4 protein-coding genes and 1 pseudogene are annotated in these 4,339 nt (G+C 69.2%); 4 read left to right on the top strand and 1 reads right to left on the bottom strand.

The window, feature by feature from the left end; all coding sequences use genetic code 11:
* Positions 1-611 (top strand): annotated as a pseudogene (locus O3Q52_RS49635) (hypothetical protein); the annotation flags it as partial.
* A gap of 39 nt (positions 612-650) precedes the next feature.
* Here the strand turns inward: O3Q52_RS49635 and hppD are convergent.
* A complete protein-coding gene (gene hppD, locus O3Q52_RS49630; RefSeq protein ID WP_269655010.1) occupies positions 651-1,796 on the bottom strand; it encodes a 4-hydroxyphenylpyruvate dioxygenase in 1,146 nt (381 codons plus the stop codon).
* 122 nt (positions 1,797-1,918) lie between these two features.
* Here hppD and O3Q52_RS49625 point away from each other — a divergent pair, with 122 nt between their 5' ends.
* From O3Q52_RS49625 to O3Q52_RS49615, 3 genes are all read left to right on the top strand, one after another.
* On the top strand, positions 1,919-2,392 hold the full coding sequence (locus tag O3Q52_RS49625; RefSeq protein ID WP_055617039.1) for an Lrp/AsnC family transcriptional regulator: 474 nt from the start codon (positions 1,919-1,921) through the stop codon (positions 2,390-2,392).
* Between the two features lie 39 nt (positions 2,393-2,431).
* The gene (locus tag O3Q52_RS49620) at positions 2,432-3,079 is read left to right on the top strand and encodes an ABC transporter permease (RefSeq protein WP_269655009.1); all 648 of its coding nucleotides are present in this window, start codon (positions 2,432-2,434) and stop codon (positions 3,077-3,079) included.
* Between the two features lie 67 nt (positions 3,080-3,146).
* The coding region (locus O3Q52_RS49615; RefSeq protein ID WP_269655011.1) for a betaine/proline/choline family ABC transporter ATP-binding protein at positions 3,147-4,339 on the top strand (1,193 nt) is incomplete at its 3' end.

Here is a 4,339-nt window from a genome sequence, read left to right as displayed (position 1 = left end):
CCGCGGTGCGGGCCGATCCGGACGGGCACGCCGCGCTCGCGGGGCAGGGCAGGGCGCTGGCCGCCCTTGGCCGGACCTCGGAGGCCGTGCGCGCGTACCGGGCCGCCTCGGAGAAGCGTGCGCTGCCCCAGTACGCGTGGGAGCTGGGCGAGTTGTACGAGTCGCTGGGCCTTGGCGGCGAGGCGCGGGCCCAGTACGACGTGGTGCGGGAGCGGGTGCGGGAGGGCGCCGCCGGCGGGGTGAACTCCGATCTCGTGGCGGGTCTCTTCGAGGCGGACCACGGTGACCCGCAGGCCGCTGTGCGGCTGCTGCGGGACGAGTGGGAGCGGCATCCCTCCGCGGCGGTCGCGGATGCGCTGGGGTGGGCGCTGCATCGCGCCGGGCAGCAGGAGGACGCGCTCGTCTTCGCCACGAAGGCCACGGACAAGCAGCACGTGGGTGCGGTGCGCAGTGCGCCCTACGCGTACCACCGGGGCATGATCGAGCGGCAGTTGAAGCGGGAGGGACCCGCGCGCCGCCATCTGCAGGAGGCGCTGCGGATCAGTCCGTACTTCTCGCCGCTCGGTGTTCCGGCGGCGAAGGAGGCGTTGAGGGAACTGGGCCCGGTGTGACAGCGCCCAGTGCCCCAACGGCCTTGCGGGCTGCGGTGCCTACAGGTTGCCGCGCTTCTCCTGCTCGCGTTCGATCGCCTGGAAGAGGGCCTTGAAGTTGCCCTTGCCGAAGCCCATCGAGCCATGGCGTTCGATGATCTCGAAGAAGACGGTCGGGCGGTCCTGGACCGGCTTGGTGAAGATCTGGAGCAGGTAGCCGTCCTCGTCACGGTCGGCCAGGATCTTCAGTTCGCGCAGGGTGTCGACGGGGACGCGGGTGTCGCCGACCCATTCGCCGAGGGTGTCGTAGTAGGAGTCCGGGGTGTCGAGGAACCGGACGCCGGCCGCGCGCATGGTCCGTACGGTCTCCACGATGTCGTTCGTGTTGAGCGCGATGTGCTGGACGCCGGCGCCGCCGTAGAACTCCAGGTACTCGTCGATCTGGGACTTCTTCTTGGCGATGGCGGGCTCGTTGATCGGGAACTTGACCTTGAGCGTGCCGTCGGCGACGACCTTCGACATCAGGGCGCTGTACTCGGTCGCGATGTCGTCGCCCACGAACTCCTTCATGTTCGTGAAGCCCATGACCTTGTTGTAGAAGGCCACCCACTCGTTCATACGGCCGAGTTCCACGTTTCCGACGCAGTGGTCGATGGCCTGGAAGGTGCGGTGGGCGGGCGGCTCGACGATCGGGTCCGCGGCCGTGAACCCGGGGAGGTAGGGGCCGTCGTAGCCCGTGCGCTCGACCAGGGTGTGGCGGGTCCTGCCGTACGTGGCGATGGCGGCGAGTACGACGGTGCCGTGCTCGTCCTTCAGCTCGTAGGGCTCGGTGACCGGGCGGGCGCCGTGCTCGACGGCGTAGGCGAACGCGGCGCGGGCGTCCGGGACCTCGATGGCGAGGTCGACCACGCCGTCACCGTGCTCCGCCACGTGTTCGGCGAGGAAGTGGCCCCAGGGGGTGGCGGCCTTGATGACGGAGGTGAGGACGAAGCGGGCGGAGCCGTTCTCCAGGACGTAGCTCGCGGTCTCGCGGCTGCCGTTCTCCGGTCCGGAGTAGGCGACCAGCTTCATGCCGAAGGCGGTGGAGTAGTAGTGCGCCGCCTGCTTGGCGTTGCCCACGGCGAAGACGACCGCGTCCATTCCCTTGACCGGGAAGGGGTCTGCCTGCCGCGCGGTCTCGGGGGTGTGGTGAGTGGTCTGAGTCATGGCCGCAGGCTCTCTCCCTTCCGCAAGGTGCGCAATAGTTTGCGGATCCGCTGGGCAATATGTTCAGTGAAAGGCCTACCGGTTCGGGCTTTGTGTACAGGATGACCACCGCGGAGGCCTGCATGGCGATCGATCATCTGGACGGGCGGCTGCTGGTGCTGCTCGCGCGGGAGCCGCGGATCGGTGTGCTGGAGATGTCCCGGCGGCTCGGGGTCGCGCGCGGGACCGTGCAGGCGCGGCTCGACCGGCTTCAGTCGAATGGAGTCATCCGGGGGTTCGGGCCGCAGGTGGATCCCGCGGCCCTGGGGTATCCCGTCACCGCCTTCGCGACGCTGCAGATCCGGCAGGGCCAAGGCACGGACGTACGGGCGCACTTGGCGACCGTGCCCGAGGTGCTGGAGCTGCACACCACGACGGGCGGCGGGGACATGCTGTGCCGGCTCGTGGCGCGGTCCAACGCCGATCTTCAGCGGGTGATCGACCGGGTTGTCGGTTTTGATGGCATCGTCCGGGCCTCCACGGCGATCGTCATGGAGAACCCCGTGCCGCTGCGGATCATCCCGCTGGTGGAGCAGGCCGCGGAGGACGACGACTGAGGCGACAGTGATGGCTGAGGCGACAGGGGTGAAAAGCGGGTGAGCTTCTGGGAGTACCTGAGCAGTCGCCATCAGCAGCTCCTCGCCGACGCCTACCAGCACGCCAGCGCCGTCTTCCAGTGCATGGTCGTCGCCACGGTGATCGGCGTGGTGGTCGGTGTCGTCACCTACCGGAGCGAGTGGGCCGGGAGCCTGGCCACGACCTCGACGGCGACCCTGCTGACCATCCCCTCGCTCGCCATGATCGGTCTGCTCATCCCGCTCGTGGGGCTGGGGGTTCCGCCCACGGTGATCGCGCTGACCCTGTACGGGCTGCTGCCGATCGTGCGCAACTCGATCGTGGGACTGCGCGGGGTCGATCCCTCGCTCGTCGACGCGGCCACCGGCATCGGGATGTCGCGGCTCGCCCGGCTCCTGCGGGTCGAACTGCCGCTCGCCTGGCCGCCGATCCTGACCGGGATCCGGGTCTCCACCCAGATGCTGATGGGGATCGCCGCGATCGCCGCCTACGCCTCGGGACCGGGTCTCGGCAATGAGATCTTCCGCGGCATCGCCTCCCTGGGCAGCAAGAACGCGCTCAACCAGGTGCTCGCGGGCACGCTCGGGATCATCGTCCTGGCCCTGCTGTTCGACGCCGCGTACGTCCTCATCGGGCGGCTGACCATTCCGAGGGGGATCCGTGCCTGAGCCGACCACCACCACGGCGACCGCCAGTGCCGCGACCGCCGGTGCCAATGCCACCACCGGCGCCACCATCGAGCTGGAGAACCTCACCAAGCGGTACCCGGGGAGCCCCGACCCCGCCGTGGACAGCGTCAACATGGAGATCAGCGCCGGTGAACTCGTCGTCTTCGTCGGCCCCTCCGGGTGCGGGAAGTCCACCACTCTGAAGATGATCAACAGGCTGATCGAGCCCACGGGCGGGCGGATCAGGATCGGTGGCGAGGACGTCACCCACATGGATCCGGTGAAGCTGCGCCGCAAGATCGGGTACGCGATCCAGGCCTCGGGGCTCTTCCCGCACATGACGGTCGCCCAGAACATCGCCCTCGTACCGAGGATGGTGGGGTGGCCGAAGGCGCGGATCAACGCCCGCGTCGAGGAGATGCTGGACCTGGTCGGTCTCGACCCTGGCGAGTTCCACGGCCGCTATCCGCGCCAGCTCTCCGGCGGCCAGCAGCAACGCGTGGGCGTGGCAAGGGCGTTGGCCGCCGACCCGCCCGTCCTGCTGATGGACGAACCCTTCGGTGCCGTGGACCCGATCACCCGCGACCACCTCCAGGACGAACTGATCCGGCTCCAGCACGAGCTGCACAAGACCATCGTCTTCGTCACCCACGACTTCGACGAGGCGATCAAACTGGGCGACCGGATCGCGGTCCTGCGGGAGCGGTCGCACATCGCCCAGTTCGACACCCCGGAGGCGATCCTCACCAACCCCGCCGACGACTTCGTGTCCGGGTTCGTGGGCGCGGGGGCCGCGTTGAAGCGGCTCAATCTGTCGCGCGTACGGGACGTGGAGATCACCGACTATCCGACGGTGACCGTCGACGACCCGCTCCAGGAGATCTTCAACAAGCTCAGGTCGAGCGGTACGAACGAGATCCTGCTGCTCGACCGGCGCGGGCGGCCCTACAAGTGGCTGCGGCGCGGGGACCTGATGCGGGCCAAGGGCTCACTGGCCCGGGCGGGCACGCTGGTGCACGACACGGTGACCCGGGACGCGACGCTGCGGGACGCGCTGGAGGCCGTGCTCATCGACAACGCGGGGCGGGTCGTGGTGACGGGGCGGCGCGGGGAGTACACCGGCGTCGTGGACATGGAGACGCTGATGAACTCCGTGCACGAGCTGCTGGAGGCCGACCGGCTCGACGCGATCGAGCACCAGCACGAACTGGAGGAGACGCGCGCCGAGCAGACCCGTCACGCGCAGGAGGGCGTCGACGG

The organism is Streptomyces sp. ActVer (genome assembly GCF_027270795.1).
Lineage (GTDB): Bacteria > Actinomycetota > Actinomycetes > Streptomycetales > Streptomycetaceae > Streptomyces > Streptomyces umbrinus_A.
The sequence above is the reverse complement of the archived record's forward strand: the minus strand, read 5'-3'. Positions and strand labels throughout refer to the sequence as shown.